The sequence below is a fragment of the Marinobacter sp. LA51 genome (genome assembly GCF_030297175.1).
GTDB lineage: Bacteria > Pseudomonadota > Gammaproteobacteria > Pseudomonadales > Oleiphilaceae > Marinobacter > Marinobacter apostichopi.
On the sequence record NZ_AP028070.1, the window covers coordinates 3,082,785 to 3,106,854 of the forward strand.

Consider the following 24,070-nt stretch of genomic DNA (forward strand, 5'->3'; position numbering starts at 1 on the left):
CCCTCAGGAAAATCTGACCGAGCGGTATTCAGCCGGAGAAGTGCCCATCCAGCGCTTGAAGGCCCGGCTGAATGCACTCAGTTCAGAGAAGCCAAGCTGCTCGGCAATTTCGACCAGCGGCTTGGTTTTATCCTGCATGTAGTTCAATGCCTGGGTACGCCGGACATCTTCCAGCAGGTGAGCGAAGGTCAGCCCTTCCCGCTTCAGTTTCTTGTGCAGGGTATAGCGACTCATGTGCAGCTGGGATGCCACCGCCTCAACACCAACCTTGCCACGAGCAAGCTGGGAGCTGATCAGCAGACTCACTCGGGCACTCAGAGTTACCCGCACTCCTTCTTGGCTCAGGGATTCTGACGCCATGGACATTTCCTCCTAGTATCCAACGGGGTCAATGGACCATACCAGTCAGCGTACATGCGTTCGCTGAAAGGAATCAATTAGACCTTTTAGCCATGACCTGAGGTTAGACACCAATTGTGTCAAGCTCATTGCGCGGCACTTCCCAATACCCGCGAAGCCACGCCTTGGTGCCCACCATCCCAATTACGGTATAATCGCGACTCAGTCATTTTAATACCTGACTATTTTACTCTGGTATTGTATAATCGCTCGCCAGAAGCAACGGGTTTTGCCGGTTTTTCTACTGATTTTTCAACATCCGGCCTTCACGACCCGTCATCCAAAAATCGATTGCAGGGCGTATTCAAGGAACGAACGACCACTGCAACACCCAAACTGATGACATACGACCGGCGCCGAGACACCTCGGACCGTCGGCACACCAAGGGCGCAGACGCCCGAGATGAGAGAATACGGAGCGACCACCATGGCGACCACCGACAAAGAGGTGAACGAGCTAATCAAACGGGAATACGAACACGGGTTCGTAACCGATATTGAAGCCGACACCTTTGAGCCTGGACTGAATGAAGACGTTATCGCCCGCCTTTCCGCGATCAAAAAAGAGCCGGAGTGGATGCTGGAGTGGCGTCTGAAGGCGTATCGTCGCTGGCTCGAGATGGAAGAGCCGGATTGGGCACACGTGGGTTACCCGAAAGTCGATTACAACTCGATTTCCTATTACTCCGCTCCCAAGCGCAAAGAAGACATGCCCCAAAGCCTGGATGAAGTTGATCCGGAGCTGCTGAAGACCTATGAGAAGCTGGGCATCCCTCTGCACGAGCGTGAAAAACTGGCAGGCGTGGCGGTAGACGCGGTGTTTGACTCCGTGTCCGTGGCCACCACCTTTAAAGAGCCGCTGGCGAAAGCGGGCGTAATCTTCTGCTCCATTTCGGAAGCGATCCAGGACTACCCGGAGCTGGTCAAGAAGTACTTGGGCTCAGTAGTCCCGGCGGGCGACAACTTCTTTGCCGGCCTGAATTCCGCGGTATTCTCCGACGGCACCTTTGTGTACGTGCCCAAGGGCGTTCGCTGCCCGATGGAGCTGTCGACCTACTTCCGCATCAACGCGGCCAATACCGGCCAGTTTGAGCGCACCCTGATCATTGCCGAAGACAGCAGCTACGTAAGCTACCTTGAAGGCTGCACTGCGCCTATGCGGGACGAGAACCAACTGCACGCCGCAGTGGTTGAGCTGGTAGCGCTGGACGACGCCCAGATCAAATACTCCACGGTGCAGAACTGGTATCCGGGCGACGAAGAAGGCAAAGGCGGCATCTTCAACTTTGTCACCAAGCGTGGCGCCTGCATCGGCAAAAACTCCAAGATCTCCTGGACTCAGGTCGAGACCGGCTCTGCCGTGACCTGGAAGTACCCGAGCTGCGTACTGCGTGGTGACAACAGCGTGGGTGAGTTCTACTCCGTCGCGCTGACCAACAACTACCAGCAGGCTGACACCGGCACCAAGATGATTCACATGGGCAAGAACACGTCCAGCACCATCATCTCCAAGGGTATTTCCGCCGGCAAGAGCTCGAACGCTTACCGTGGTCTGGTTAAATTCGGTCCGGGTGCTGAAGGTGCGCGCAACTTTACCCAGTGCGATTCGCTGCTGATCGGCGACCGCTGCGGCGCCCACACCTTCCCGTACATCGAAAGCAAGAACAAGTCCGCCATCGTGGAACACGAGGCCACCACCTCCAAAGTGAGTGACGAGCAGATGTTCCTCTGCCGTCAGCGTGGCATCGAACCCGAGCAGGCTGTCTCCATGATCGTCAACGGCTTCTGCAAAGAGGTTTTCAAGGAACTCCCGATGGAGTTTGCTGTGGAAGCCGGCAAGCTGCTGGAAGTCAGCCTTGAAGGCTCGGTCGGTTAACGGCAGCGCCAGACCCCGACACGTTTACACGAATTCATACAGATTAACGAAGAGAGAACGCCACAAATGCTGAGCATCAAAAACCTGCACGCATCCGTTGAGGACAAGGAAATCCTCAAAGGCATCAACCTGGAGATCAAAGCCGGGGAAGTTCACGCCATCATGGGGCCGAACGGCTCCGGCAAGAGCACTCTGTCTCAGGTGCTGGCAGGCAACGAAGCATTTGAAGTCACCAGCGGCGAAATCACCCTGAATGGCGAGAACCTGCTGGACCTGGAAACCGAAGAGCGCGCCCGCGAAGGCATCTTCCTGGCCTTCCAGTACCCGGTGGAAATCCCTGGTGTCAGCAACCTGCAGTTCCTGCGCACCGCGGTGAACGCCATGCGCACCCACCGCGGCGAGCCGGAAATGAACGCAGCAGAATTCATGAAGCTGGCCAAGGAAGTTTCCAAACAGGTCGACCTTGATCCCGCCTTCCTGAAGCGCGGCGTGAACGAAGGCTTCTCCGGCGGCGAAAAGAAGCGCAACGAGATCATGCAGGCGCTGCTGTTGCAGCCGAAGCTGGCGATTCTGGACGAAACCGATTCCGGCCTCGACATCGACGCCCTGCAAGTCGTTTCCAATGGTGTTAACGCTTTGCGCGCCGAAGACCGCGCCATTCTGATGGTGACTCACTACCAGCGCCTGCTGAACCACATTGTGCCCGATTACGTGCACGTGCTGGCCGGTGGCAAGATCGTTAAATCCGGTGGCCGTGAACTGGCCCTGGAACTGGAAGAACGCGGCTACGGCTGGCTCGGCATCAAGGATGAAGACACTGCCGACAGTTCAGCTAACTAAGGAGCTCGCGGAATGAAACCAGCACCTACTCTTTCCAGCGCGTTTTTGCATCCGGTCGGGCATTCCCTGCCGGAGCCGCTGGTGGCACTGCGTAAGCAACGGGGCACCGCCCTGGTCGACATGCCACTGCCCACGCGCAAAACGGAAAACTGGAAGTACTCCAGCAAGTACCTGAAGCTGACCGACGACATGGCCATCGCCCTGCCCGCCGAAGGCAAGACTGGCAGCAGTCTGGCGGTACCCGGCTACAAGGTGGCGTTCATGAACGGGGTCATGATCCCGGAAGCCAGCGAGTACCCGGACCTGGATGGCATTACCATCCAGAGCTTTGACGACCTCAGTAACGACGAAGCCGCCGAACTGGCCGATCGTCTGGACAGTACCCTGGACAACAACGCCGTGCAGATGGCGCGCCTGAACTCGGCACGCTTCGAAGATGGCCTGCTGATTCGCCTGGCTCCAGACGCTGTGCTCGACCAGCCGCTGTTCATCGTGCACGAAGTAACTGCCGACGCCAGCGGTTCGGCGTTCCCACGCATTTATGTGGATGCCGGCCGGAACAGCCAGATCACCCTGGTAGAAGAGTACATTTCCAGCGGTTCTGAGCCGGTGATGGTTAACACCGTCTCCGAGTTCACCCTGGCCGACGGCGCCAACGTCACCAGCATTCGCCTGAACATGGAAGGCGAGAACGTTCAGCATATTGGCGCCACCGGTGTCCGCCAGCAGCGCAGCTCCCGCTTCGAGAGCCACAGCGTTGGCTTTGGTGGCCCGTTGCGTCGGCACGACCTGCAGGTTCGCCTGGAAGGCGAAGGTGCCGAATGCAAACTGAACGGCGTGGTGGTTACCCAGGGCAAGCAGCATTACGACAATCACACCACGATTGAACATATCGCGGCCCACTGCAACAGCGAGGAAACCTACCGCAACATTGCGGCGGATCAGTCCCACGCGATCTTTAACGGCCGGATTCATATTCACCAGGACGCCCAGAAGTCCAACGCGGATATGAACAACAAGAACCTGCTGCTGTCCAACGGTGCAGAGATAGATACCAAGCCGGAACTGGAAATCTATGCCGATGACGTTAAATGCGCCCACGGCGCTACCATCGGTCAGTTGGACGAAGCGTCCCTGTTCTACCTGGTATCCCGCGGTATCGCCCGGCGTGAAGCCAATGTTCTGCTGACCATGGCCTTTATCAACGAGCTGGTCGAACAGATTCCGGTAGCAGCGGTTCGCGAAACCGCGCAAACGCGGCTGAACCAGTTCTTCGACCAGACCTTCGAGGAGGCGTAACCGGGTATGAGCGACTTGTCCGTGGCGAATGCAGCAAAACAATCGGCTTTCGATGTGGAAGCCGTGCGCCGGGACTTTCCGATCCTGTCACAGCAGGTCAACGGCAAGCCTCTGGTGTATCTGGATAACGGCGCTTCGGCCCAGAAGCCGATTGTCGTTCTTGACGCCATGGATCGGTATTACCGGGAACTTCACTCCAATGTACACCGGGGCGCCCATACCCTGGCTGATCGTGCCACCTCTGCGTTCGAGAATGCCCGGGAAACCGTTCGCGGCTTCCTGAACGCCGAGAGCACCCGGGAAATCGTCTGGACCCGTGGCACCACCGAGGCGATCAACCTGGTGGCCAATGGCCTGGCGGGTCGTCTGCAGCCGGGTGACGAAATCCTGGTCAGCCACATGGAGCACCACGCCAATATCGTGCCCTGGCAGATGATTGCCGAGCGCACCGGGGCCAAGGTGGTTCCAATTCAGGTGACTCCCGAAGGCGAGCTCGACCTCGACTCCTTCAACAGCCTGTTGAACCAGCGCACCCGCATCTTCGCGATCACTCACGTTTCCAACGTGCTGGGCACGGTAAACCCGATTGCCGCCCTGATTGAACAGGCCAAGGCCAAGGCCAAGGGTGTACTCACTCTGGTGGATGGCGCCCAGGCGGTGCCGCACTACCAGCCGGATGTGCAGGCCCTGGGCTGCGATTTTTACGTGTTCTCGTCCCACAAGCTGTTCGGCCCGACCGGTATCGGTGTGCTGTACGGCAAGGCCCAGCTACTGGAGGAAATGCCTCCATACCAGGGCGGTGGCGAGATGATCGAGCGGGTGTCGTTCGAGCGCACTACCTGGAACACCCTGCCCTACAAATTCGAGGCTGGAACCCCGGCTATTGCCGAGGCCATTGGCCTGGGCGCGGCCATCGACTATCTGGGCCGGCTCGACCGGCACGGCATGGAAGTGGCGGAGTCCGCTCTGCTCGAACGGGCCAACCAGCTGGTCGAAACCGTTCCGGGCATGGAAATCATTGGTACCGCCAAGCAAAAAGTACCGGTGATGTCCTTTAAAATTGCCGGTTTGCACCCCAGTGATGTGGGTACGCTATTGGATCAGCAGGGCATCGCGATCCGTACCGGACACCATTGCGCCATGCCGCTGATGGATTTTTATGGAGTACCCGGCACTGCCCGGGCCTCCTTTGCGTTCTACAATACGTTGGATGAGGTCGAACAATTGTTCGCCGCCCTGCAGAAGATCCAACGCCTGTTTGCCTGATGGAGGTGGAATTATGACAGCCGAAGTCTTCACCCCGACCGTCGCCGTCACCATGACGCCGACTGCGGTTAAACACGTGCGCAAACAATTGGATAAAAAGCCGGAGGCCAAAGGCATCCGGCTTGCCATCAAGAAAAGCGGTTGCTCCGGCTTCAAGTACGAGACCCAGTGGGTCGACGAAGTAGCAACCGATGACAAGGTTTTTCACATTGATGGCGTCGATGTGTTTGTGAAAGAGGAGCACCTGCCCCTGGTCAACGGAATCGAGATCGATTTTGTCACCGAGGGTGTCAACTCCCTGTTCCAGTTCCGCAATCCGAACGCCACTGCCGAGTGCGGTTGCGGAGAAAGTTTCACCGTTGCCTGAGCCGGTTTAACCGGGCCTTTTCAGGCACAACACAGTTAACAGCGAGGCCAGTCTGGGCATGCAAGAACGGGAAGTGGTCCTGACCAAACGTGAGGTGGAAGCCCGCCTTGTTCCCGCCGGAACCGAGATCATGATTCCGTCGGACACCTTTGTGACCATCACACAGTCGCTGGGTGGCAGCTTCACCGTCGCCGTCAACGGCAACCTCGCCCGCATCGAAGGTCACAACGCCGACGCTCTGGGTAAGAAACCGCTGGAAAGCAGCTTCGACACGCCAGAAGACGGCACCATCAACGAAAACCAGGTATGGGAAGCCCTTCAAAATTGCTACGACCCGGAGATCCCGGTCGATGTGGTCAACCTGGGGCTGATCTACGAGTGCAAGATTGAAAACGGCACCGAGGCAGGCAACCATGTCTTCATCAAGATGACCCTCACCGCCGCTGGCTGCGGCATGGGTCCGGTTATCTGCGATGATGTCCAGACCAAGGTCGAGCATGTCCCCAACGTCGACAAGGTCACGGTGGAGCTTACTTTCGATCCACCCTGGAGCAATGACATGCTGACCGACGAAGCCAAGCTTGAATTGGGAATGCTGTAATGACTGCCACCGAACAGGACTTCAAGAACAACCCACTGGGCACCGAGACCACCGTCGACGACGTAACCGATGCCTTTGAGTTTCTGGACGATTGGGAAGAGCGCTACGCCTACATCATTGATCTGGGCAAGCAGCTGCCGGCCTTTCCGGACGAGGCCCGGGTAGAAGACAACTATGTTCATGGCTGCCAGAGCCAGGTCTGGCTGATTCATTATTACGATGAAGCCAGCGGCAAACTGTTTCTGCTGATTGATTCCGACGCGATGATTGTGCGCGGTCTGGCGGCGATCATCCTGGTGGCCCTGAACGGCAGGTCACCCCGGGAACTGCTGACCACCGACATCGACGAACTGTTCGAAAGCCTGGATCTGTTCCGCCACATCTCGCCTACTCGTGGCAATGGCCTGCGCGCCATGATCGGAAAAATCCGCGACATAGCCGCGGCTGAAGCGGCGGCCTAAGTTACGGATTAACCCCCAAGAAGTACCTTCCTTCGCCCGGCATCCGCCGGGCGTTTGCTTTCCAGCGCTACCTCACCAGATGATGGCAATGTCGTCCCGCTGGATATTCACCTGCCCGCCAAACTGGGGCATGCGACCGTTACTGAAATCCGGATGAACATTGTTCAGGGTGACTGAGAGCCGGGTATCTGTGAGCTCTGGAGTGCCACCGAGAGAATCCAGGTATTGGGCGCTGCGGTACAGATTGAGCTGATCACCCGGGCGCAGACCTGCGATTGCGCCGGACGCCAAAGTCACCCGATTGCCATCGACACGGGTAATGCGGGTCATAAACGGCTGACAGGCCAATGCACTGGTCACCGCGCTTGCCATCTCATTCAGGGTCGAATTGACCGACTGACCGTAGGCCGTCTGCTTAAACCCCTCCGAACCAAATCCATCCGAAGCGCCGGGGCCGGCGTTCCACTCCGCGGACGTGGCAAAACGCTGCTGGTAGACCGGTGAACCACTGAAGCCGTCATAGACCATCATGTCGACCACAAATCGTCGGTTCTGGTCGACCACTCCAATGCCACGCTGCATCCGGTCCAGAACAGACGTGCCCCAGGCCGAAGGATCGGCAACCCCCAGGTCACGAATGACGCCGGTGATCACAAACTGGGCGCCCATTTCCCGGGCCACCTGAACCACATTGGTCAAGCGGTTGTCGCCCTGCTGCAGGGTGGGCGCGTTCAGAAGGTCATCAAACAGGCGGCTGGTGGTGGCGGCCAGAACCTGAACGCCCTCGCTCTCACGCAACCTGGCCTGAAGTTGTTGCGGCAAGATCTCGCCGGCGTCATCAAGACGCCCAATTCTGGCCTGACCCGGGTAAAGCATCGGGAAACCTGTCACCGCGACCCGTTTTTTCAATCGTGTCGCCTCGCCAGCGCCACAGCTGGCGTGGCCCTCGGAAACCTCGGCGCGCACCGTCACCCGCATCAGATTGCCACTGCGCTGTTCGCCCACCACTCGGGCATTGTGGGCCCGAGCACTGGCCGCCACCTGCATGTGGGATTCGGTAACCACGCCATTCTCCATGGTATCCCGGGTGCTTACCCGAGCCTCGTACTGCAGGGCCAGATCACGAAGTGCAGCCTGATAGGCCTCGGCGCGGGCCGCTTCCAGATCACCATTTACAATGGTTCCATGCCCGACACCCTCAAGCACTGCCGCCTGACTGATGCCCGCGAAAACCAGTAGAAACGCAAACAGGACGCGCCTTGCTGCCATGGACGAAAACCTCACAAACGTATATATCGGGGACTCAACGTACCCACTAGCAAATTAACTCACCAACAATTCACCCGACTACCGGCACTCAATCCAGGTAGTACAGCGAATCAACACCCCGACTCTGGACATCGCCTACGCTGTCGTTGTCCCGGGGCATGGGGATGGGGCACAGATCCTGCACCTGATCATCGACCACCTTGGAAACACAGGCCCGAAACCGCGGTTCCAGCTTCAGTTCCATCACCGTCTCAACAACGCCGTCACTGTGTTCATTAACCGCCACCATCTTGGCGCCGCGAATGTAACTGTCGACGTAGGTGCGGAAATTGTCATTGTTGAGTACAAAATCGTTCACCGTCGAGCTGCCATAAATCACTGTGCCATACACCCGCTCAGCCAGGTTACGATAAGCATCAAGCTGTGAGGCACGTCGAGCCAGCAGCCGCTTGCGGGTATTCAGGCGATCCTTGGCGGAATCTTCATAGGTGCCAAAGCCGCTGACCCGAACAGTGATCGGCTCCAGCTGGGTGTCACGCTGGCCGGAGTCCTGATGACCACCTATAGGGGCGCACGCGGCAAGGGCCAGGACAAAAATAGAGACGGCTATCCAGCGAAGGTTCATGGTTTACTCTCCGAAAACATCATTTCGGAAAACCCATGAAAAAATCACGCCACTTTTTATAACCTGCTGATAACCCTAACTCCCTATCGAACCACCACCCTGCCCCCGTTTCGCAAGCGGCAATAAACTGCCCCCCGTTTACAGATCAAAAACAAACCGTTACCGCATCTGTCATGTTCCGGCCCGAGAACTGCTCTAACCTGCTGTATATCGTATTTTCCCGGTTTTTTCGCATTAAAGGACACCGCCTTAATGAACACCATTCGTGTGACCAAGCTGTCGCTGGCCATCGGCCTTTCGGTAGCCAGCGCCCAGTTGCTGGCAAACCCACAGCAGTTCTCCTCTGCCCGCTCGTTTGCCATGGGCAGCACCGGCGTCGCCGCGGCTCACCCTGCCGATGCCGTGGCCAAGAACCCGGCCCTGATGGCCGGCCAGCAAAACAGCTGGACAGACGATTTCGGCCTGATGCTGCCCTCATTCAACGCCCGCGTGGCCGATGAAGAAGAAACCGGCGATCAGATCGACGATATCCAGGACACCATCGATGACATTGATCGCGCCATCAGCCAGAGCAACTCCGCTGATGCTCAGGATGGCGCCGCCACCCTGCGCCAGCAGCTGCAGGATGTGGACCGCGACACGGTGAGAGCCAATGGTTCACTCGGGCTCGCCCTGGCCGCACCATCCCGGAACCTGTCGGTAGGGGTTTTTGCCAACGGCAATCTGGTGGTTACGGCCCGCGGCGAGTTCGACGAGGATGACGACGCTCGCCTGGCGGCAATTGAAGCTGGCGCCCTGCCCGCCAATTTTTCCAATCAACTGGAATCCCGCGCCAAGATCCTGGCCTCTTCGGTGACCGAAGTCGGCATCGGCTTTGCCCGCGCCATCGATCTGGGCAACGACCAGGCCCTGAATCTCGGGCTGTCGCCAAAATACGTCAATCTGCAAACCTTCCAATACACCGAGACGGTGTCGGGCTTTGACGATGACGACTTCGACAGCGACGAACACCAGACCGAGAAAAGCGGCTTCAACCTGGATCTCGGTGCCGCCTACGCCTTTGGTGAAGAAAAGCAGTGGACGGCTGCCCTCGCCGTCAAGAACCTGATCCCGATGGAGCTGGATTCGGCCCGGAACAACCCTGCGCTGGAAGAAAAGCGCACACTGAAGCTAGACCCGATGGTTACTGCCGGCATCGCCCACAAAGGCAACTACCACGTCATTACGGCCGACCTGGAGCTGACCAAAAAAGAAGCCTTCGGCTACGAGGACGATACCCAGTGGGCGGCTGTTGGTGCCGAGTTTGACGCCTGGCGCTATGCCCAGCTCCGCGTTGGCGTTCGCCATAATCTGGCCAGCGACGACAACAACGATGGCATCGAGGAAGAAACCCAGTACACCGCCGGCCTGGGCCTGAACCTGGCAGGCGTGCGGATGGACCTGGGCGCTCTTTTCAGCGGTACCGACAAGGGTGCCGCCCTGGAATTCGGCACTGCTTTTTAAGCTTCCAGCCGCTTCATAAAAGCCCGCCCGGCATCGACCGGCCGGGCTTTTTTTGCCTCTGAAGAGCCGGTCGCGGATAATTCGCGAAACCCTTTTTTTTCAGAGGAACAAATCCCTTCATGCAAATCTATCTGGTTGGCGGCGCCGTGCGCGACGAACTGCTTGGTCTTGAGGTCAAGGATCGGGATTGGGTCGTGGTCGGTGCAACCCCCGACGACATGCTCAAACAGGGATACAAACAGGTCGGTGCCGATTTCCCGGTCTTCCTCCACCCGGGCTCCCGTGAGGAATATGCCCTGGCCCGCACAGAACGCAAACAGGGTCGCGGTTATCATGGCTTTGAAGTGTACAGCGCCCCCGATGTCACCCTGGAAGACGACCTGAAGCGCCGTGACCTCACCATTAATGCAATGGCCCAGGATGAGCAAGGGCTCATCGTCGATCCGTTCAACGGTCAGCAGGATCTGGAAAAGCGGTTATTGCGACACGTGTCCGAAGCCTTTGCCGAAGACCCGTTGCGTATTCTCCGAACCGCCCGCTTTGCCGCGCGCTTTCAGCTCCAGGGCTTCCGGGTCTGCAACCAGACCATGGCCCTGATGCGCACCATGGTGGCCGAAGGCGAGGTGGATCACCTGGTAGCCGAGCGGGTCTGGCAGGAAATCCAACGGGCCCTGCAAGAGCACGAACCCCGCGCTTTTTTCGAGGTGTTGCGCGACACCGGTGCTCTCGCGGTCCTGATTCCGGAACTAGTCCCGGACCAGGCCTTTACCGCTGCGATGGCGGCACTGCATTGCGTTCACCAGCAGGATGGCAGCATTGAGGAGCGTTTTGCGGCATTGATGTCGCCGCTACCGGAGCAGGAATCCGGCTCTCGTACCCAGGCGCTGAAAGCGCCCAACGACTGCAAGAATCTGGCACGGCTGGTGGCAGCGGTATTACCGGCACTGACCAGCAGTGGCGACCAGCCCAAGCCTGCGCTAAGCGCCAACGAACTTTACGCGGTGCTGGAAACCGCCGATTTCTGGCGCCGCCCCGAGCGTTTCTCATCGTTGCTGAACATACTGGCCTGCACCCTGGCGCCGGCCGATCAGCCGATAGTCGAAACCCTGCAACGGGCAGCCAGCTCGGCCTCCGGAGTGGAGCCCAAGGCCCTGATGGCGCAAGGCTTTACCGGCCGCGCCCTTGGGGAAGCCATTCGCCAGGAACGCCTGCAGCGTATTCAGCAGGCCATCACCCCGTAAACAACCCGAGGAGTCTTCATGGCCGACACTGCCCCCGTCGCCCTGGTTACCGGTGCAGCCCATCGTCTGGGCGCCAAAACCGCGCAAACCCTGCATACCCGTGGCTGGAACCTGGTCATTCATTACCGCAGCCAGCACCAGAAGGCTGAAGCTCTGGCCAGTGACCTGAATCAGGCAAGGCCTGGTTCTGCCGCCACCCTGCAGGCTGACCTGAGCAATCTGGCAGAGGTTCAGCAGTTGGCCGAGCAATCGGTTGCCCTGTGGGGCAGGCTGGACGGGTTGGTGAACAATGCCTCGGTGTTCTACCCCAACCCAACCGAGCAGGCCACGGCTCAGGATTGGGACAGCATCCTGAACACCAACCTGCGCGCGCCATTTTTCCTTCTCCAGGCCTGTCTGCCGGCACTGCGAGACTCCGCCGGCGGGGTCGTCAACCTGATCGACATCTACAGCGAACGCCCACTAACTGAGCACCCGCTGTACTGCGCCAGCAAAGCGGGCCTGGCGGCCCTGACCAAATCCTGGGCCAAGGATCTGGCACCTTCGGTGCGGATCAACGGAGTGTCGCCCGGCGCTATCCTTTGGCCGGAAGGCGAGGCCGAGCTGGACCGTAGTCACCAGCATGCCATTGTGGAGAAAACCCCGCTGGCGCGGACCGGCACACCCGAGGATATTGCCGGTGCCATTGCCTTCCTGCTATGCGATGCACCGTTCATTACCGGCCAGATCCTGCCCGTCGACGGTGGGCGCAGCCTGAACATGTAACAGCCATTGGGTCAGGCCGCCCCGCTTTGGCCGCCTGACGCTTTCCGGATACAATGCGAGCAGTTGTCCATTCCATCGGCGCCGATCCAATGTCGGTCCGCGCCCATCAATCGGAGAATCCCCATGCGTGATGTTGTCATCGTAGCCGCCAAACGAACAGCCATTGGCACCTTTGGAGGCGGCCTGGCCAGCCTGCGCGCCGACCAGCTCGGTACGGCCGTGATCAAGGCCATCCTGGAAGAAACCGGCGTCGCCGGAGACCAGATCAATGAGGTGGTGCTCGGCCAGGTGCTGGCTGCCGGTTGTGGCCAGAATCCGGCCCGACAGTCGTCCATCAACGCCGGCATTCCGGCCTCGGTGCCTGCCATGACCATCAACAAGGTCTGTGGCTCCGGTTTGAAAGCGGTGCACATGGCGGTCCAGGCCATTCGCTGCGGCGATGCTGAACTGATGATTGCCGGTGGCCAGGAAAGCATGAGCCAGGCGCCCCACGTGCTGCCCAACAGTCGCAACGGCCAGCGTATGGGTAACTGGTCAATGATCGACACCATGATCACCGACGGCCTGTGGGACGCTTTCAACGATTACCACATGGGTGTAACCGCCGAGAACATTGTCGAGAAGTACGGCATCAGCCGGGAAGAGCAGGACGAATTTGCCGCCGCATCCCAGCAGAAAGCAGTTGCAGCACGCGAGGCGGGTTATTTCGATGGCCAGATCGTGCCGGTATCGATTCCCCAGCGCAAAGGCGACCCGATTGTCGTCAATAAGGACGAAGGTCCCCGGGATGGCGTAACCGGTGAGGGCCTGGGCAAGCTCCGGCCGGCGTTCAAGAAAGACGGCACCGTCACCGCAGGCAACGCTTCCTCACTGAATGATGGCGCCGCTGCGGTCATGGTGTGCAGTGCCGAGAAAGCCAAGGAGCTGGGCCTGACCCCGCTGGCTACCATCAAGGCCCACGCCAATGCCGGCGTGGATCCGACCATCATGGGCACCGGCCCGATCCCCGCCAGCCAGCGCTGCCTGAAGCTGGCCGGCTGGAGTGTCGAGGATCTGGATCTGGTCGAGGCCAACGAGGCTTTTGCCGCCCAGGCCATTTCGGTCAATCGCGACCTGGGCTGGGATACCGGAAAAGTTAACGTCAATGGCGGGGCCATTGCTCTGGGCCACCCGATTGGCGCCTCCGGCTGCCGCATTCTGGTGTCGTTGCTGCATGAAATGGTGCGCCGCGATGCCCACAAGGGCCTGGCAACCCTGTGCATTGGCGGTGGCATGGGTGTTGCGTTGGCCGTGGAGCGCTGAGCTGCATGCTGAATGTGGTGCTGTACGAGCCGGAAATACCGCCGAACACCGGCAATATTATTCGGCTCTGCGCCAACACCGGCTGCCAGCTGCACCTGATTGAACCCCTGGGGTTCAACCTTGAGGATAAGCAGATGCGCCGGGCCGGGCTCGATTACAGCGAGTACGCGCGGGTAAAAGTGCACTCAAGCTATGACGCCTTTCTGGAGGCCGAACGCCCTGAGCGGCTGTTCGGCCTGACCACCAAGGGCAGCCGGCACTATCACGAAATCCGCTATCAGGCGGGCGATTACCTGATGTTCGGCCCCGAGACCCGAGGCCTGCCGTCGGAAGTGCGGGACGCGCTCGCAGCGGACCGCCGGCTGCGGGTGCCCATGCGTCCGGAAAGCCGCAGCCTGAACTTGTCCAACACCGCCGCCCTGGTGGTGTACGAAGCCTGGCGCCAGCTCGGCTTCGACGGCGCGACCTGACGCCTACCATCAGGCAAAAAAAACCGGCCAATGGCCGGTTTTTTATTCACCAAACGAAACCATTAGTGGGTCTGCGGCTCTTCTTTGGCTTCCGATGCGCCTTCTTCCTGCTTGCGCTTGAGCGCCTGGGCGTAGATCGCATCGAAGTTGACCGGCGCCAGCATCAGGGCCGGGAAGCTACCCTTGTTCACTACGCCGTCGATCGCTTCGCGGGCATAAGGGAACAGGATAGTCGGGCAGTAAGCGCCCAGCATCTGACCCAGTTGCCCGCCGTCGATACCCTGGACCATGAATACACCGGCCTGCTGGATTTCAACAATGTAAGCGACCTTCTCACCCATCTTGGCGGTAACCGTCAGGGACAGCACGACTTCGTACTGGTTGTCGCTGACCTTGCTGTGGGAGGTGTTCAGATCCAGATTAACCTCCGGCTTCCACTGCTCCTGAAACACCAGCGGAGAATTCGGCGATTCAAAAGACAGATCCTTCACATAGATGCGTTGAAGGGCAAATTGGGGTTGGTTCTGGTTTTCGCTGCCTGCTGCGGCTTGCTCATTCTCAGCCATGTTCAGTCCTTTCGCTCTTAATCGTGGGCCCAGGGCCCGTTGTTATAAAAAGTTGTGAAGCGTGCTGCCGGAACAGTTTACTGCGTGCCCCCGCCGGCTTATGTGAAACAGTGCGGCAGAATGCGGTTCAGATCAATAGCCGGTCGCAGCCGTTATTTTTTCACCAACGGCAGGTTGCTGGCTTTCCAGTCAGCTACGCCGCCATTCAGGCGAACCACATTGGCAAAGCCTTCAGCGTTCAGCTGCTTTACCGCCATGGCGGAATGCTGGCCCATCTTGTCAGCGACGATAATCTGCTTTTCCTTGAACTTGTTCAGCTCGGCAGCACGGCTCTTGAGGCTGTTCAACGGAATATTGATCGAACCGGTGATACGGCCTTCGCCGAATTCCTTGCGATCCCGGATGTCCACCACCACGGCTTCATCCTTGTTAATCAGGCTGACTGCACCCTGGGCTGAGATCTTTGCACCACCCCGACGGGATTCAAGCACCAGAATGGCCAACAGAAAGGCCACAAACAGCGATACCAGAATGTAGTGGTTTATAACGAATTCAAACAAGCGGTCCATGGAGTCACCCTACAAATAATTTGGCCGGATTATACACACACGGGGCCAGTCACAGAAGGCGGCTGACATGGCTTGTGCGAATGAAAACGGTTAGAATCTGCACTCCCTTTTACTTACATTTCCAACAAATCGGATGAAGTGATGACCGCGACGCGCAAGCCGACTGCCTTGATTATCCTGGATGGCTGGGGCCACCGTGACCCAGCGGAAGACAACGCCATCAGCAACGCCAACACCCCGTTCTGGGACCAGCTCTGGCAAAACCAGCCGAAAACCCTGATCAATACTTCCGGCATGTTTGTTGGTCTGCCACAGGGCCAGATGGGCAATTCCGAAGTTGGCCACATGAACCTGGGTGCCGGGCGCGTGGTTTATCAGAGCCTGACTCGTATCGACAAGGATCTGGAAACCGGCGATTTCCAAAAGAACGAGGTTCTGTGCGCAGCCATTGATAAGGCGGTCGGCAGCGATCGCGCAGTGCACCTGATGGGGCTGCTGTCTCCAGGTGGCGTCCACAGCCACGAAGATCACATCATCGCAGCGGCAGAACTGGCCGCAGCCCGAGGCGCGAAAGAAGTCTACATCCACGCCTTCCTGGACGGCCGCGATATGCCGCCGCGCAGCGCCAAGGCATCCCTGGAAAAAACCGCCGCCAAGCTCGACAGCCTGGGCGTCGGCCGGATTGCCTCCCTGGTTGGCCGTTATTACGCCATGGACCGGGATAATCGTTGGGACCGGGTGGAAGCCGCCTACAACCTGATGACCCAGGGTACCGCCGAATTCACCGCCGCAGACCCGATCATTGGCCTGGAGCAGGCGTACGAGCGGGGCGAAAACGACGAATTCGTGAAGCCCACTCGCATCCACGCCGCTGGCCAGCCTGAAGCCACCATTAACGACGGCGACAGTGTGATTTTCATGAACTTCCGTGCCGACCGGGCCCGGGAAATGACCCGCACCTTTGTTGAATCCGACTTTGACGGCTTCGATCGTCGCAAACACCCGGAGTTGGCCGACTTCGTAATGCTGACCGAATACGCCGCCGACATTGATACCAGCTGCGCCTACCCACCGGAGCAACTGGTCAATGGCCTGGGTGAGTATGCCGCGAACCAGGGCAAGACCCAGCTGCGCATCTCCGAAACCGAAAAGTACGCCCACGTCACCTTCTTCTTCAACGGCGGTCTGGAAACACCGTTCGAAGGCGAAGATCGCATTCTGGTGCCCTCACCCAAGGTCGCCACTTACGATCTGCAGCCGGAAATGAGCGCCCCGGAAGTGACCGACAAACTGGTCGAGGCCATCAAAAGCGGCAAGTACGACCTGGTTGTCTGCAACTACGCCAACGGCGACATGGTTGGACACACCGGCAAACTGGATGCTGCCATCAAGGCCGCCGAATGCCTGGATGAGTGCGTGAAGCGCGTGGTTGAAGCCCTCGACGAAGTCGGTGGCGAAGCCCTGATTACCGCCGACCACGGCAACTGCGAACAGATGACCGACCCGGAATCTGGCCAGGTCCATACCGCCCACACCATCGGGCCGGTACCGCTGGTCTACACCGGGCCCAACAAGGTCTCGCTGCTGGATGACGGCAGCCTGAGCGATGTCGCCCCCACCCTGCTAGCCCTGATGGGACTGGAGCAACCGAAGGAAATGACCGGGCACAGCCTGGTCAAAATCGGTTGAGAGCACAGCAGGTAGGCGTGAATCTGTTGCGATCGACCCTGGTGCTGGCGCTGCTCCTTTTAGCAGCGCCAGCACTGGCCCAGAGCGAAGTCACTCCGGAACAGATCGAAGACCTCAAGGAACGTATTGAGGACATCGATGACTGGCTCTCCGATGCCGAGGAAGATCGCTCAGAGCTGGAACAGCAACTGGCCGCCAGCGAGCGCAAAATCGGGCGCCTGACCCGTGAGCGTCGGTCGCTGCGCGAGCGTGTTGCCGAGCAACAGCAACGCCTGAAGGAGCTGGAGCAACAGCAGCGGGAGCTGACCCGGACCCTCGACAGCCAGCGCGAAAGTCTGAAACGCCAGATCCGCGCTGCCTGGATGGAAGGCGACACACCCGCCATCAAGGTGCTGCTCAACGAGGTCAATCCAGACCGGGTCGCCCGCACCATGACCTACTACGAATACCTCAGCCGGGACACGGTTCAGCGGTTGGAGGCCTTTCACAAAAGCCTGCTGGCACTCAAGGAAACCCGCGCCAGCGTTCAGGCTACCCGCACAGAGCTGGCCCAGACTGAGGCGGACGTGGCCGAGCGCCAGAACCAGCTAACCCAGTCCCGCCAGCAACGCCAACAGACCCTGGCCGCTCTGAACACCGACATCAAAAACCGTCGCAGCGAACGCGAGGAACTGGAATCGGATCGCAAGCGGCTGGAAAAGCTGCTGCAGGAAGTACAGGAAGCCATTGCCGACATCCCCACGCCGAGCGAATCCGAGCCGTTTCAGACCCTGCGCAACCAACTGCCCTGGCCGGTTCGAGGCAAGGTTGTCAGTGGCTATGGTGAGCGCTACGCCGACGGCAAGTTGCAGCGCAGCGGGTTGCTGATCAACACCGGCGACGAAGTTGAGATCAAGGCCATTCATTATGGCCGGGTGGTGTTCGCCAACTGGCTACGGGGTTTCGGCCTGATCACCATCATTGATCACGGCGATGGCTACATGACACTCTATGGCCACAGCAGCAGCCTGTTCACCAGTCCCGGCGACTGGGTGGCAGCGGGCGAGTCCATTGCCCTGGCCGGTCGCACTGGCGGCACCGATCATCCGGCGCTGTACTTCGAAGTGCGCCACAATGGCAAGACGACCAACCCCAGGCGCTGGCTGGGCGACTGATCGGCGGCATGAGGGCTGACAAACGAGCTGGCTGACGCCATACTGTCGGAAATCAGGGAAACCAGTCCAACTATCGGAATAAACACGGGATAAGTGAATGAAACGGGTCAGAAATCCACGCTACACCTTTCCGCTTCGCAGCCTTGCTCTCGCAACCTGTTTCTCCACCGCATCCGGACTGGCCCTCGCTCAGGACCAGACAGACGAACAAAAGCTGCTTGAAGGTATTCAGAACGGCGAACGTGTCGAGATCTCGCTGCCAGATCCAGAGACCCAGTTACCACTGGACGACCTGCGCAAGTTCACCGAAGTGTTCAGCCGCATCAAAGATGCCTACGTTGAAGAAGTTGGCGACCGCCAGCTGCTGGAGAGCGCTATCAAGGGCATGCTCTCGGATCTCGACCCGCATTCAACCTACCTGGCTCCCAAGGATTATGAGCAACTGGAGGAAAGCACCTCCGGTGAGTTTGGCGGCCTCGGCATTGAGGTCGGCATGGAGAACGGCTTCGTCAAGGTCATCGCGCCCATCGACGACACTCCGGCACAAAAAGCAGGTGTGCAGGCCGGTGACCTGATCATCAAGCTGGATGAAAAGCCAGTCAAAGGCATGAGCCTGGAAGAAGCCGTGAAACTCATGCGCGGCAAGCCGGGCACCACCCTTACGCTCACCATTATGCGCGAAGGTGAGAACGCTCCGATCGAAATTCCGGTGGAGCGCGACGTTATCAAGGTCACCAGCGTTAAATCCCGGATGCTGGAAAACGGCTATGGCTATGTTCGCATCACCCAGTTCCAGGCCGACACCGGCAGCCAGTTCCTCGGTGCCCTGGGCTCTCTGGAAGACGAATATGGTAATGACCTCGACGGTCTGGTGATCGACCTGCGCAACAACCCGGGTGGCGTACTGCAAGCCGCCGTGGAAACCGCTGACGCGCTGCTGGATAACGGCCTGATTGTCTATACCGAAGGTCGCATCCAGAGCTCCCGGCTGCGGTTCAGCGCCAAGGCCGGCGACGTCATGGCCGACACCCCCATAGTGGTGCTGATCAACGGCGGCTCCGCGTCGGCGTCGGAAATCCTGGCCGGCGCCCTGCAAGACCACGAACGCGCGGTCATCATGGGTACCCAGTCGTTCGGCAAAGGCAGCGTGCAGACGGTAATTCCACTGGACGAGACCCACGCGATCAAGATGACTACCGCCCGCTATTACACTCCGGATGGCCGGTCCATTCAGGCCACCGGCATCAAGCCAGACATCGAAGTACGGCCGGCCGAGCTCACCGAACTGGATAGCAAGCCTTTCTTTACCGAAGCCGACCTGAGCGGCCACCTGGAAGGTCAAAACGAAGATCAGCAGCCAGCAGCGGACGATTCCGAGGAAGGCACTTCGACAGCGTCCCTGGCTAATCGGGACTACCAGCTCCGCTCCGCACTCAATCTGCTGAAAGGCCTGCACATTCTGAACCGCAAGGATAAGAGCAGCGCCAGCACCGAGGGACAGGATTCGGCCCAGTGACGTTGTTTCGGCTCTCTGTACTGGTGGCGGCCCTGGTCGCCACACCCCTCGCAACGGCGGAGCCAGGCAGCACGGGAGCCGCTGGCTCGCTGCCGCCCACCATCGCCATCATCATTGATGACATGGGACACAACCTGGAGGAAGGTGAACGGCTGGCCAGGATCGAGCAGCCGCTGACCCTGGCTTTCCTACCCTACCGCCGCCACACCGTTAGCCTGGCCAAACTGGCGTATCGACAGCAAAAGGAAATCATGCTGCACGCGCCCATGGCCAACACCCGCGACTTTGCCCTGGGCCCCGGCGGTCTGACTTCCGACATGGATGAGAACAGCATTACCCTGACCCTGCGCCGGGCGCTGCAGTCCATCCCCTACGTACAGGGTGTCAACAATCACATGGGCAGCCTGCTGACCCAGAAACTGCAACCCATGGACTGGGTAATGAGAGAGCTGCGCCAGTACCCGCTGTACTTTGTCGACAGCCGCACCATCGCCTCATCGTTGGCCGGAGAAGTGGCCGAGGCCTACCAGATTCCAAGCCTGACCCGGGACGTGTTCCTGGACCACGAGCAGACTGAGGAATTTGTCGACCGTCAATTCAAGCTGCTGATTCAGCGCGCCAAGAAAAATGGCAGCGCCATTGGCATTGGCCACCCGCACAAGGTCACCGTGGACTATCTGGAAAAGCACCTGCCGGAGCTGGATGCTCAGGGTGTGGCGATTGCCACCGTCAGTGGCCTGTGGGCCATTCGCAACAGCAATCGTGAAATGTTCGTGGAAGGGGAGAAGCAGGCCATTCGACCTGCTTTTGCCAGGAAGCCCTGAGGCTTTAGCCCGGGGCTCTAAACTCTCTTTTCTAGTCCCGGACGTTAGTCCCGAACTTCGATGCCCTGGTCTTTCATGAAGGCCTTGGCTTCGGGAATAGTGTGCTGACCGAAATGGAAGATAGAAGCCGCCAATACCGCATCGGCGCCGCCCTGGGTAACGCCATCCGCCAGATGCTGCAACTCGCCAACCCCGCCTGAAGCAATCACCGGCACACTCACCGCATCACTGATGGCCCGGGTCAGGCCCAGATCAAAACCAATCTTGGTGCCGTCGCGATCCATGCTGGTCAGCAGCAATTCACCGGCGCCCATTTCGACCATCTTCCGGGCCCAGTCCACCGCATCCAGACCGGTCGGCTTGCGACCACCGTGGGTGAAGATTTCCCAGCGCGGCGTCTCGCCCTCGGCACTGACCCGCTTGGCATCAATGGCGACCACGATGCACTGGCTGCCAAAGCGCTCGGCCGCTTCGTGGACAAACTCGGGGTTAAACACCGCGGCCGTGTTGATCGACACCTTGTCGGCACCGGCATTCAGCAATTTACGGATATCGTCCACGGTACGCACACCGCCACCAACGGTCAGCGGGATGAACACCTCAGCGGCCATTCGCTCGACGGTTTCATAGGTGGTGTCGCGGCTTTCGTGGCTGGCCGTGATGTCCAGGAAGGTAATCTCGTCGGCGCCCTGCTCGTTATAGCGGCGCGCTACCTCGACCGGATCGCCGGCGTCGCGGATATCAACAAAGTTGACGCCTTTGACCACCCGACCCTTGTCGACATCGAGGCAGGGAATAATGCGTTTTGCCAGACCCATGGTTGTCCCCTTACGCCTTCAGGCTGTCGCAAAATGCCTGTGCTTCGGCCACATCCAGCGTGCCCTCGTAGATAGCACGGCCGGTGATAGCGCCGAGGATGCCTCGATCGGCCATTGGCGCCAGGCGCTTGAGGTCGTCCATGTTGGTGACACCGCCGGAGGCAATCACCGGAATGCCGCCCTCTTCCGCCAGCGCCACGGTCGCCTCAACGTTTACGCCCTGCATCATGCCGTCGCGGCTGATGTCGGTGTACACGATTGAATCGACGCCGTCGTTGGCGAAGCGCTTGGCCAGATCGGTGGCCATCACTTCAGACACCTCGGCCCAGCCATCGGTGGCAACACGGCCGTCTTTGGCATCCAGGCCGACAATAATGTGACCCGGAAACCGCTTGCACATGTCGGTAACAAATTCCGGCTCTTTCACAGCCTTGGTACCAATGATCACCCACTGCACACCGGCCTTCAGGTAGGCTTCGATGGTTTCCGCAGAGCGGATACCGCCGCCAATCTGAATCGGCAGATCCGGGTACTTGCGGGCAATCGCCTGAACGATCTCGCCATTCACCGGCTCGCCAGCGAAGGCGCCATTGAGATCGACCAGATGCAGACGACGCGCGCCGGCCTCTACCCAGCGGGTGGCCATATCGACCGGGTCGTCACCAAAGACGGTGGAGTCGTCCATCCGGCCCTGGCGCAGGCGTACACACTTGCCGTCTTTCAGATCAATGGCAGGAATAATCAGCATAAAGCAAAGTCCGTGTTAATCGTTCAGATGCCCCGGTGTTATTTACCGGACCAGTCAACAAAGTTTTTCAGGAGCTGCAGGCCAGCGCGGGCACTCTTCTCCGGGTGGAACTGCACCGCAAAGATGTTATCGCGGGCAACAGCGGCCGCCAGATCGACACCGTAGTGGCTGCGGCCGGCAATATCGGCATTGCCTTCAGCCTCGGCGTAATAGCTGTGCACGAAGTAGAAACGGTCACCATCGGGAATGTTGTGCCACATGGGGTGATCGACACTCTGGTAAACCTCGTTCCAACCCATGTGAGGCACTTTCAGTCGCTCGCCGTTTTCCACCAGATTGTCACCAAAGAAGCGAACCTGGGCCGGAAACAGGTTGATGCCATCAACGCCTCCGTTCTCTTCGCTGCGGGACATCAGTGCCTGCATACCTACACAGATGCCGAGGAAAGGGCGATCCCGGGAGACTTCACGCACCAGGGCATCTACCTCAAGCCGGCGGATCTCGTGCATGCAGTCACGGATGGCGCCAACTCCAGGAAGAATCACATGGTCGGCCTCGCGGATCTGGTCGGAGTTGTCGGTCACCAGAACGCAAACATCCGGCGCCACGTGCTCTACTGCCTTACGCGCCGAATGTAGGTTTCCCATGCCGTAGTCGATAATGGCAACGGTCTTCATAATGGAATTCGATGTCCTGTGCTGTAGCGAGTTACAGAGAGCCTTTGGTAGACGGAGTCATACCCGCCATCCGCTCATCCATTTCGATCGCCATGCGCAGGGCGCGGCCGAAGGCCTTGAAGACGGTCTCGATCTGGTGATGGGTGTTCTTGCCCTTCAGGTTATCGATGTGCAGGGTCACCATGGAGTGATTCACGAAACCGTGGAAGAACTCTTCAAACAGATCGACATCGAAGCCACCCACGGAACCACGGGTGTAAGGCACGTCCATCATCAGCCCGGGACGACCGGAAAGATCGATAACAACGCGGGACAGGGCTTCATCCAGAGGCACGTATGCGTGGCCATAGCGACGGATGCCTTTCTTGTCGCCTACTGCCTGCTTGAACGCCTGCCCCAGGGTAATGCCGATGTCTTCAACGGTGTGATGGTCATCGATGTGCAGATCGCCTTTGGAGACGATATTCAGATCCACCAGGCCATGGCGGGCGATCTGGTCCATCATGTGTTCGAGGAAGGGAACGCCGGTGTCGAAAGTGGACTTGCCGGTGCCATCGAGATCGATCTCGACGGTAATCTGAGTTTCCAGGGTATTTCGTTCTACCCGAGCCTTACGTTCGGCCATGGGGACTCCGTAGCAGTTGGGCGGCACAGCGCCGCAAATTTTCAATTCGCGGATTATACCTTTTCTGCCCGCCGGAGTCCCACAACCGCGTTTATCAGCGTGATAGTCGAAACCGGATCATACTGCCGTCTTGAGATTCTTCATATAGGTATCCACGAGGCTGTTGAACTCGTGCTTGATAACCGGGCTGATCGCCAGCTTCAACAGGCTGGGCAGCGGCACCGTCAGCTCGGCGTGAGTCTGGAACTTGGCTGAGGTAACTGAATCGCCCTTGGACTTCAGCGTCCAGGAGCCGCGCACGACACCGTTGCCCTCGCCCTTCACCGGTTCCCAGGTGATCCGGCCGGCGTCTTTATCCGAATGGTACTTGCACGCGTAAATGGACTGGATCGCGTGCTTATCCACGCCCACCTTCTCCATTTCCCAACGGTAAGCGTTGTCGCCCAGATCCGTCAGCTTGTTCACTTTTGGAAAGTGACTTGCGGAACGTGGCACATCCGCCAACAACTCAAAGACTTCATCATAGCTTCCCGGAAGTTCCAGTTCCCGGTTCAGCTCAATTGAAACAGTTATTGCCACGGTTATCTCCTTGTTATGGTT

Annotated in this window: 26 protein-coding genes; 16 read left to right on the plus strand and 10 right to left on the minus strand. The window is 58.9% G+C overall.

Annotated elements, in window-relative coordinates; all coding sequences use genetic code 11:
* Positions 1-3: 3 nt before the first annotated feature.
* Positions 4-360, minus strand: coding sequence for a helix-turn-helix transcriptional regulator (locus tag QUE89_RS14315; RefSeq protein WP_286220741.1), 357 nt, complete (start codon positions 358-360; stop codon positions 4-6).
* Between the two features lie 466 nt (positions 361-826).
* On the opposite strand from QUE89_RS14315, the gene sufB reads away from it, so the two are divergent.
* From sufB to QUE89_RS14350, 7 genes are all read left to right on the plus strand, one after another.
* Positions 827-2,275, plus strand: a complete 1,449-nt coding sequence (sufB, locus tag QUE89_RS14320) for a Fe-S cluster assembly protein SufB (protein ID WP_286220742.1) — start codon at positions 827-829, stop codon at positions 2,273-2,275.
* A gap of 66 nt (positions 2,276-2,341) precedes the next feature.
* Positions 2,342-3,115 carry a Fe-S cluster assembly ATPase SufC gene (gene sufC / locus QUE89_RS14325; protein ID WP_286220743.1) on the plus strand — a complete coding sequence of 258 codons (774 nt, stop codon included), beginning with the start codon at positions 2,342-2,344 and terminating at the stop codon, positions 3,113-3,115.
* 12 nt (positions 3,116-3,127) lie between these two features.
* Positions 3,128-4,414 (plus strand): Fe-S cluster assembly protein SufD, encoded by a 1,287-nt coding sequence (sufD, locus tag QUE89_RS14330; RefSeq protein ID WP_286220744.1) that lies wholly within the window; start codon positions 3,128-3,130, stop codon positions 4,412-4,414.
* Between the two features lie 6 nt (positions 4,415-4,420).
* Positions 4,421-5,680, plus strand: coding sequence for an aminotransferase class V-fold PLP-dependent enzyme (locus QUE89_RS14335; RefSeq protein WP_286220745.1), 1,260 nt, complete (start codon positions 4,421-4,423; stop codon positions 5,678-5,680).
* A gap of 13 nt (positions 5,681-5,693) precedes the next feature.
* Positions 5,694-6,047, plus strand: a complete 354-nt coding sequence (locus QUE89_RS14340) for a HesB/IscA family protein (RefSeq protein ID WP_247844269.1) — start codon at positions 5,694-5,696, stop codon at positions 6,045-6,047.
* A gap of 58 nt (positions 6,048-6,105) precedes the next feature.
* Complete coding sequence (gene sufT, locus QUE89_RS14345) at positions 6,106-6,648, plus strand: putative Fe-S cluster assembly protein SufT (RefSeq protein ID WP_041339252.1); 543 nt, start codon at positions 6,106-6,108, stop codon at positions 6,646-6,648.
* Complete coding sequence (locus tag QUE89_RS14350; protein ID WP_286220746.1) at positions 6,648-7,109, plus strand: SufE family protein; 462 nt, start codon at positions 6,648-6,650, stop codon at positions 7,107-7,109. The genes sufT and QUE89_RS14350 overlap by 1 nt, the downstream gene beginning before the upstream one ends.
* A gap of 72 nt (positions 7,110-7,181) precedes the next feature.
* Here QUE89_RS14350 and QUE89_RS14355 read toward each other — a convergent pair whose 3' ends face one another.
* On the minus strand, positions 7,182-8,378 hold the full coding sequence (locus QUE89_RS14355; protein WP_286220747.1) for a flagellar assembly protein T N-terminal domain-containing protein: 1,197 nt from the start codon (positions 8,376-8,378) through the stop codon (positions 7,182-7,184).
* An 88-nt stretch (positions 8,379-8,466) separates the two neighbouring features.
* Complete coding sequence (locus QUE89_RS14360; protein ID WP_286220748.1) at positions 8,467-9,003, minus strand: LPP20 family lipoprotein; 537 nt, start codon at positions 9,001-9,003, stop codon at positions 8,467-8,469.
* A 252-nt stretch (positions 9,004-9,255) separates the two neighbouring features.
* Here QUE89_RS14360 and traF point away from each other — a divergent pair, with 252 nt between their 5' ends.
* The 5 genes from traF (at position 9,256) to trmL (ending at position 14,284) form a co-directional block, all read left to right on the plus strand.
* The gene (gene traF, locus QUE89_RS14365) at positions 9,256-10,506 is read left to right on the plus strand and encodes a conjugal transfer protein TraF (RefSeq protein WP_286220749.1); all 1,251 of its coding nucleotides are present in this window, start codon (positions 9,256-9,258) and stop codon (positions 10,504-10,506) included.
* A gap of 119 nt (positions 10,507-10,625) precedes the next feature.
* The gene (locus QUE89_RS14370) at positions 10,626-11,747 is read left to right on the plus strand and encodes a tRNA nucleotidyltransferase/poly(A) polymerase-related protein (RefSeq protein WP_286220750.1); all 1,122 of its coding nucleotides are present in this window, start codon (positions 10,626-10,628) and stop codon (positions 11,745-11,747) included.
* Between the two features lie 18 nt (positions 11,748-11,765).
* Positions 11,766-12,512: a pteridine reductase gene (locus tag QUE89_RS14375; protein ID WP_286220751.1), complete on the plus strand. Its 747-nt coding sequence runs from the start codon at positions 11,766-11,768 to the stop codon at positions 12,510-12,512.
* Positions 12,513-12,635: 123 nt separating this feature from the next.
* The gene (locus QUE89_RS14380; protein ID WP_286220752.1) at positions 12,636-13,814 is read left to right on the plus strand and encodes an acetyl-CoA C-acetyltransferase; all 1,179 of its coding nucleotides are present in this window, start codon (positions 12,636-12,638) and stop codon (positions 13,812-13,814) included.
* A gap of 5 nt (positions 13,815-13,819) precedes the next feature.
* The gene (gene trmL / locus QUE89_RS14385; protein WP_286220753.1) at positions 13,820-14,284 is read left to right on the plus strand and encodes a tRNA (uridine(34)/cytosine(34)/5-carboxymethylaminomethyluridine(34)-2'-O)-methyltransferase TrmL; all 465 of its coding nucleotides are present in this window, start codon (positions 13,820-13,822) and stop codon (positions 14,282-14,284) included.
* A gap of 62 nt (positions 14,285-14,346) precedes the next feature.
* On the opposite strand, the gene secB is transcribed toward trmL, so the two are convergent.
* Together secB and QUE89_RS14395 are read right to left on the minus strand one after the other, a co-directional pair.
* A complete protein-coding gene (secB, locus tag QUE89_RS14390; RefSeq protein WP_286220754.1) occupies positions 14,347-14,850 on the minus strand; it encodes a protein-export chaperone SecB in 504 nt (167 codons plus the stop codon).
* Between the two features lie 152 nt (positions 14,851-15,002).
* On the minus strand, positions 15,003-15,419 hold the full coding sequence (locus tag QUE89_RS14395) for a rhodanese-like domain-containing protein (RefSeq protein ID WP_286220755.1): 417 nt from the start codon (positions 15,417-15,419) through the stop codon (positions 15,003-15,005).
* Positions 15,420-15,560: 141 nt separating this feature from the next.
* On the opposite strand from QUE89_RS14395, the gene gpmM reads away from it, so the two are divergent.
* From gpmM to QUE89_RS14415, 4 genes are all read left to right on the plus strand, one after another.
* Positions 15,561-17,108 carry a 2,3-bisphosphoglycerate-independent phosphoglycerate mutase gene (gene gpmM, locus QUE89_RS14400; protein ID WP_286220756.1) on the plus strand — a complete coding sequence of 516 codons (1,548 nt, stop codon included), beginning with the start codon at positions 15,561-15,563 and terminating at the stop codon, positions 17,106-17,108.
* A 23-nt stretch (positions 17,109-17,131) separates the two neighbouring features.
* On the plus strand, positions 17,132-18,262 hold the full coding sequence (locus QUE89_RS14405; RefSeq protein WP_434784113.1) for a murein hydrolase activator EnvC family protein: 1,131 nt from the start codon (positions 17,132-17,134) through the stop codon (positions 18,260-18,262).
* A gap of 97 nt (positions 18,263-18,359) precedes the next feature.
* A complete protein-coding gene (locus QUE89_RS14410) occupies positions 18,360-19,778 on the plus strand; it encodes a S41 family peptidase (RefSeq protein WP_286220757.1) in 1,419 nt (472 codons plus the stop codon).
* 32 nt (positions 19,779-19,810) lie between these two features.
* Positions 19,811-20,602, plus strand: a complete 792-nt coding sequence (locus QUE89_RS14415; protein WP_286222904.1) for a divergent polysaccharide deacetylase family protein — start codon at positions 19,811-19,813, stop codon at positions 20,600-20,602.
* 44 nt (positions 20,603-20,646) lie between these two features.
* On the opposite strand, the gene hisF is transcribed toward QUE89_RS14415, so the two are convergent.
* The 5 genes from hisF to QUE89_RS14440 form a co-directional block, all read right to left on the minus strand.
* Positions 20,647-21,420: an imidazole glycerol phosphate synthase subunit HisF gene (hisF, locus tag QUE89_RS14420; RefSeq protein WP_041339230.1), complete on the minus strand. Its 774-nt coding sequence runs from the start codon at positions 21,418-21,420 to the stop codon at positions 20,647-20,649.
* Positions 21,421-21,430: 10 nt separating this feature from the next.
* Positions 21,431-22,168, minus strand: a complete 738-nt coding sequence (gene hisA, locus QUE89_RS14425; RefSeq protein ID WP_286220758.1) for a 1-(5-phosphoribosyl)-5-[(5-phosphoribosylamino)methylideneamino]imidazole-4-carboxamide isomerase — start codon at positions 22,166-22,168, stop codon at positions 21,431-21,433.
* A gap of 38 nt (positions 22,169-22,206) precedes the next feature.
* Positions 22,207-22,845 carry an imidazole glycerol phosphate synthase subunit HisH gene (hisH, locus tag QUE89_RS14430; RefSeq protein WP_286220759.1) on the minus strand — a complete coding sequence of 213 codons (639 nt, stop codon included), beginning with the start codon at positions 22,843-22,845 and terminating at the stop codon, positions 22,207-22,209.
* Positions 22,846-22,876: 31 nt separating this feature from the next.
* Entirely contained in the window at positions 22,877-23,470 is a 594-nt protein-coding gene (gene hisB / locus QUE89_RS14435) for an imidazoleglycerol-phosphate dehydratase HisB (protein WP_286220760.1), read from the minus strand.
* A 117-nt stretch (positions 23,471-23,587) separates the two neighbouring features.
* Positions 23,588-24,049: an SRPBCC family protein gene (locus QUE89_RS14440; protein ID WP_286220761.1), complete on the minus strand. Its 462-nt coding sequence runs from the start codon at positions 24,047-24,049 to the stop codon at positions 23,588-23,590.
* Between the last annotated feature and the right edge of the window lie 21 nt (positions 24,050-24,070).